We start from the raw sequence: 6,091 nt of genomic DNA, 5'->3' as shown, positions 1-6,091 counted from the left end.
TGTCGTCGAAGGCCTCGTTGACGACGTCCCAGTAGGGGATCTTGCCCTTGTAATGGGCCATCACGCCGTTGATGTGGTTGATCATCGCCTGGCGCAACGCGCTGCCCGACAGCGACTGCATCCAGCCGGGCTGCTGGGCGTACCAGGCCAGCGTGTGCCCGCGCACCTGCTTGCCGTTCTGCACCGCCCAGTTGTAGATCCGGTCGGCGTTGGTGAAGTTGAACTGGTTCTGGTTCGGCTCGGTGGCGTCGATCTTCATCTCGTTCTCGGCCGTCACCATGTTGAACTCACGGTTCGCGATCGTGGTGTACGCCGAGTCACCCAGCTTGTTCGCGCTGATCGCCGTACCGAAGTAACGGCCGCTGCGGGCCGCGGCCTCGCCGAGGGTGGTGGCCGGGGGGCCGCCGCTCGGGCCGGACGACGGGCTCGGGGACGGGCTCGGAGACGGACTGTTCGGCGGCGTGGGCGACGGTGTGGGCGACGGAGAGCTCGGCGTGGTGCTGTTGAGGCCGAGGAAGTTGATCGCATAGGCGATCATGCCGTTGAGGGGCAGCGAGTGCCCCTGACCGGAGACGCTGACGCCCTCGACCGGCGGCTGGGTGCCGGTGTCGCCATACCGGGTGCGGGTCCACCCCGACGAGGGGCTGTCGGTGGACACGGGCGTCTGGCTGACGCCGTTGAGGTTGGTCCACTGCTTGATCTCTTCGCCGAAGTTGTTGTAGTTCAGCGTCGTGTCGGTGGTGCCGTGCCACAGCTGCATGCGCGGGTAGGAGCCGCTGTAGCCGGAGTACATCGAACGGGCCAGGTCACCCCACTGCTGGGCGGACTTGATGCTCTGCCCGCCGGAGCACTGGCTGTTCCAGGTGGAGCCGTCGGTGGTGGCGAAGCAGCCCGCCGGGACGCCCATGAAGGCCGAGCCCGCCTTGAAGACGTCCGGATACTCGGCCGCCAGCACGTTGGTCATCATCGCGCCGGAGGAGACGCCGCTGACGTAGACGCGGCCGGGGTCCACGTTGTAGCGCGACTTGGCGTAGTCGACCATCGACATGATGCCGACCGGGTCGCTGCCGCCGCCCCGCTTCAGCGCCTGGGGCGAGTACACGTCGAAGCACTGGCCGCTGCGCGTGGCCTCGGGGAACACGATGATGAACCCGTACTGGTCGGCCGCGGTCACGTAGTCGCGGAAGTACCCGCTGAACAGCGCCGACGCGGTGCCCGTGCAGTAGTGGACCGCGACCAGCAGCGCGGGCCGGGCGGCCACCCGGTCCGGCACGTAGATGTACATGTTCAGGTTGCTCGGGTTGTTGCCGAAGCTGGTCACCCGGGTCAGCGAGGCCGCGGCGGCCGGTTGGGTGACCAGCAACGTGGTCGCCGCGACCACGGGCATCAGCACGGCGGCCAGTAAGGCCACGATGCGTCGTCTCACGTGAGCTGTCCTTCCTCCGGTTGCGCCGGCCGGGACGTGTGGCCGTGGCGCCCGGGACCGGGCTTCCGTACTGCTCGCAGATCGCGGATGCCACACCCTCACCGGATCCGGCGACGTGAATGTTTCCGAAGCGTGCCTAAAACTTTCTGGCGACTCAAGCCACAGATCATCGTGAGTTCTGTGCCGACGAAGACGAGGACGTCAGGGGCACTCCACCCCGTCTGGAGGCCGGCGATGCTTGGAAAGTTTCACGGAGACGCCGAAATATTGTCAGATCGTGGAGGCGGCATGCCGCGGGAGTGCTGACGCGCTGTGAGAACACCCGGCGGCCGGGCATGGTCTACCGCGTCAGCCGGCGGGGGCGACGACGGGAGCCTGCACATGCTGGAGGTCATCGGCGCGGGACTTCCGCGCACCGGAACGACGTCGACGAAGGCGGCCCTGGAACGGCTCGGCTTCGGGCCCTGCTACCACACCTTCGAGGTCCTGCTCCGCCCGGAGCTCGCCGAACGATGGCTGCCCGTCTGCTCGGGCGGGCAGGCCGACTGGGAACGCGTCTTCGAGGGCTTCCGGTCCTGTGTGGACTGGCCCGCCAGCTTCTTCTGGCGGGAGCTGGCACGGGCCTATCCGGACGCCAAGGTCGTCCTCACGGTCCGCGACCCCCACAGCTGGTACGGCAGTTTCCGAGTGCTGGGTTCGCTCAGCCCGCGCGAACCGATACGGGAGGACGAGGCGCCCGAGGCGATCCGTCCCGTCGTCGCCGCGATGACGAGCCTCCGGCCGCTCTTCGAGCGGATCAGCGGGTCGGTCTTCGGCGAGGACTGGCGGCCCGGTCACACTCCGGACGAGGAGCGGGCCGTCGCGGCCTACCACCGGCACGTCGCCACGGTGCGGGCCGCCCTTCCCGCCGAGCGGCTCCTGGTCTTCGACGTGCGCGAGGGCTGGGGACCGCTGTGCGCCTTCCTCGGGGTCGCCGCTCCCCCGGACGCCCCGTTCCCACACCTCAACGACGCCGCGTCGATCCGCAGGACGTTCGAGCTCATGCACACCGAGGGCCGCGTCCACGTGCCCTTCCCGGGCGGAGGCTGACGGCGCGCCCGGAGGCGGCAGGAATGGGCGCGTCGCCCGGGTTCGCCGCCCGGGTGGCACTCGCCCGCTCGCCGTCTCGGCGCGACGGGAGCGGGCGACCGGGCGTACGCCCCCAGGCGACGCGCCAAACCTTGACTACCTAACGTGGTGAGTCGATCAACCTCCGGTACGACTTCTGTCGTATCGATCGCATGTTTTGCGACGCTAGATCGAACTTACGCCAAATGTCAACGAAAGTAGGTCTTTCAGTACTCATAACGCCGGTCCGGTCGCCCGCCGGCACCTGACCGAGCGGTCAGCCGCGAAAGTCAAAGCGCGGTATTGACCGCGCCGTTGCACGGCCGTAACAATGTGGGCGTCTCGCGCTCGACGGCGGTGGCACGCCGACCGAGCCAGGAAGCGTTCGATTCAGTGTTCGACTCAGTGTTCGATCACGACGCGTTCGGCGCACGCGTCCTCACGAAGGGGACGATGCGTGCGGCCGCCCTGGCGACCACTTCCGAGTGCGCCCTCCGTGGCCCTGCCCTCGTCGGCTTCGGCGTGGGCGCGTCTTCCCCTCAGCGAGCGGCCGGACCGCCACGCTTCCCTGCCGTTGCCGCGGCACGGGTGGCGGCCCGGCCTCCCATCTGACGCCCTCCGGCCAAGGAGAAGCATCACGTGAACGGTACCTCCACGAGGACCAGGCTGATGGCGGCGGCAGCGGCCGCCGTCATGACGGGCCTCCTGACCACGCCGTCGATCGCGGCGGCGCAGGAGAGTCCGGCGCCCCCGGAATCCGCCTTCCAGAAGGTGACTCTCAACGACACCCCCGGCGAGCCCATGGACCTCGCCGTCCTGCCCGACGGCCGGGTCCTGCACACCACCCGCGCCGGAACGATCTGGATGCACGACCCCGCGACCGGCCTCAACACGAAGGCCGGCACCATCGACGTGTACCAGCACGACGAGGAGGGCCTGCAGAGCATCGCGCTCGACCCGAACTTCGGCAAGGGCAACAACTGGGTCTACCTCTACTACTCGCCCCCGCTGAACACCCCCGTCGACGACCCGAAGACACCCGACGTGAACGAGGGCGACGCCCCCAACCAGGGCACCGCGGCGGACTGGGAGCGCTTCAAGGGCCTGATCCGGCTCTCCCGCTTCGAGTTCACCAAGGGCCAGATCGACCTGGCGAGCGAGCAGAAGATCCTCGACGTCCCCGTCGACCGGGGCATCTGCTGCCACGTCGGCGGCGACATCGTCTTCGACGCCGAGGGCAACCTCTACCTGTCCACGGGCGACGACACCAACCCCTTCGCGTCCGACGGCTACGCCCCCATCGACGAGCGGCCGGGCCGCAACCCGGCGTACGACGCGCAGCGCAGCGCCGGCAACACCAACGACCTGCGCGGCAAGATCCTGCGCGTCAAGCCCAAGGACGGCGGCGGCTACACGATCCCCGAGGGCAACCTGTTCAAGCCGGGCACCGCGAAGACCCGGCCGGAGATCTACGCGATGGGACTGCGCAACCCCTTCCGCATCGAGATCGACAAGGAGAACGGCGACCTCTACGTCGGCGACTACTCGCCGGACGCGAACCGCGCCAACCCGAGCCGCGGGCCGGCCGGCACCGGCAAGTGGACGGTCATCCGCAAGCCGTCCAACTACGGCTGGCCGTACTGCGCGACCGCCAAACTCCCCTACGTCGACTACGACTTCGCCACCGGCAAGTCCGGCGCGCCCTTCGACTGCGCGGCCCCGGTGAACGACTCCCCGCACAACACCGGCCTGCGCGAGCTTCCCCCGGTCGCGCAGCCGGACGTGTGGTACACCTACGGCGCGTCCGCCGAGTTCCCCGAGCTCGGCACGGGCGGCATCTCCCCGATGGGCGGCCCCGTCTACCACTACGACAAGAAGGCGGCGCAGGGCCGCACCCCGGTGGCCTGGCCGGAGTACTACGACGGAGTGCCGCTGCTCTACGAGTGGTCGCGTGACTGGGTGAAGGGCATGCGCCTCGACGCGGACGGCAAGCTCGCGAAGATCGAGTCCGTCCTGCCGTCGTTCACCTTCGACAACGCCATGGACATGGAGTTCGGCCCGGACGGCGCGCTCTACGTCCTGGAGTACGGCGACGGCTACTTCTCGCAGAACCCGGACGCGCAGCTGGCCCGCATCGACTACATCGGGGAGAACGGCAACCACTCGCCCGCCCCGAAGGCGTCGGCGGACAAGACCAACGGCAAGGCGCCGCTCACCGTCGCGTTCTCCAGCGAGGGCACCGCGGACACCGACGGCGACCGGCTCCAGTACGCCTGGGACTTCGACGCCGACGGCAAGGTGGACTCGCGCGAGGCCAACCCGACCTTCACCTACCAGGACAACGGCGTCTACCGCGCGACGCTGAAGGTGACCGACGTGGGCGGCCCCCAGCGCGGGCGCTCGGCCACGGCCGAGGTCCAGGTCGTGGTCGGGAACCAGGCGCCGGTCGTCGAGTTCGTCAAGCCGGTCGAGGGGCAGCCGTTCCACTTCGGCGACGTCGTGCAGTTCGAGGTCAAGGTGACCGACGACCAGCCGGTGGACTGCTCCCGCGTTCAGGTGACCTACATCCTCGGGCACGACCAGCACGGGCACCCGCAGACGACCGCGAGCGGATGCACCGGCAGCATCACGACCACGGTGCCCTCGGGACACGACCCGGCGAACGACAACCTCTCCGGTGTCTTCGCCGCCACGTACACCGACCCGGGCGCCGACGGGCTGCCGGCGCTGTCCGGCAGTGACGAGGTGGTGCTGAAGCCGGCCGGGTGACAGCAGGCGGCCGGGGCGGGCCCGTCCCCGCCGGTGTGAGCGCCGGCGGGGCGGTCCGCCCCGGCTCCCGCCGAAGTCACGCAGGCCGCGACGGCCCGCGATCCGCCGTCCAGCCACAGGGAGGAACCCCGACATGCGTACACAGGGAAAAACGGCGGCGCTCGCCGGGAGCCTGCTCGCCGCCGCGGCCGTCGCGACGAGTGTGGCGGCTCCGCCGGCGACCGCCGAGAAGGCGTCTCGCTGCGCCTGAAGTTCCGGGACGAGCGGGCCGGGGACGCCCGCTCCAACAGCGGCGTGTTCGTCCGCTTCCCCGGCGTGGACCCCGCGGCCAACCCCGAGTGCAAGACGAGCGAGCCGACCTGGGTCGCGGTCAACTGCGGCCACGAGATCCAGATCAACGACACTCCGGAAGGCGGCGGTGACGACCCGCGCAAGACGGGATCGGTGTACGGGTTCGCCGACCTCGACCTCGCCCACGCCCGGCCGACCGCCAAGGGCGTGTGGAACGACCTGGAGATCCGGGTGGTCGGGCAGCACTACACGGTGATCCGCAACGGGGAGGTGATCAACGAGTTCGACAACGTCCCCGGCATACCGTTCCCCGGGCGTCCGGCGGATCCCGGCACGAGCGGCCGGCAGTTCGAGCGCGGCTACGTCGGGCTGCAGAACCACGACGGCGCCTCGGTCGTCGCGTTCCGCGACGTCCGCGTGCGCGACCTCACCGGGACTCGCTGACCGGCGCGCGTCGGCCCCGTGCGCACGGCCGGGGCCGACGCGAACCTGGTGAGG

General features: G+C 69.7%; 4 protein-coding genes. 3 read left to right on the top strand and 1 reads right to left on the bottom strand.

Annotated elements, in window-relative coordinates; translation table 11 throughout:
* Nucleotides 1–1,426: extracellular catalytic domain type 1 short-chain-length polyhydroxyalkanoate depolymerase (locus FH610_RS41780; RefSeq protein ID WP_167538838.1), on the bottom strand; the 1,426-nt coding region annotated here is incomplete at its 3' end.
* Nucleotides 1,427–1,807: 381 nt separating this feature from the next.
* Here FH610_RS41780 and FH610_RS41775 point away from each other — a divergent pair.
* From FH610_RS41775 to FH610_RS41765, 3 genes are all read left to right on the top strand, one after another.
* Nucleotides 1,808–2,515 (top strand): sulfotransferase family protein, encoded by a 708-nt coding sequence (locus FH610_RS41775; RefSeq protein WP_139580778.1) that lies wholly within the window; start codon nt 1,808–1,810, stop codon nt 2,513–2,515.
* A 657-nt stretch (nt 2,516–3,172) separates the two neighbouring features.
* Nucleotides 3,173–5,302: a PQQ-dependent sugar dehydrogenase gene (locus FH610_RS41770; protein WP_205826441.1), complete on the top strand. Its 2,130-nt coding sequence runs from the start codon at nt 3,173–3,175 to the stop codon at nt 5,300–5,302.
* Nucleotides 5,303–5,596: 294 nt separating this feature from the next.
* The gene (locus FH610_RS41765; RefSeq protein ID WP_240809511.1) at nt 5,597–6,037 is read left to right on the top strand and encodes a 3-keto-disaccharide hydrolase; all 441 of its coding nucleotides are present in this window, start codon (nt 5,597–5,599) and stop codon (nt 6,035–6,037) included.
* Nucleotides 6,038–6,091 lie beyond the last annotated feature (54 nt).

It is taken from the genome of Microbispora catharanthi (assembly GCF_006334915.2).
Lineage (GTDB): Bacteria > Actinomycetota > Actinomycetes > Streptosporangiales > Streptosporangiaceae > Microbispora > Microbispora catharanthi.
The sequence above is the reverse complement of the archived record's forward strand: the minus strand, read 5'-3'. Positions and strand labels throughout refer to the sequence as shown.

Bases quoted from the DNA above. Each gene is read 5' to 3' on its own strand.
- FH610_RS41775 (WP_139580778.1), top strand. From the start codon at position 1,808: ATGCTGGAGGTCATCGGCGCGGGACTTCCGCGCACCGGAACGACGTCG.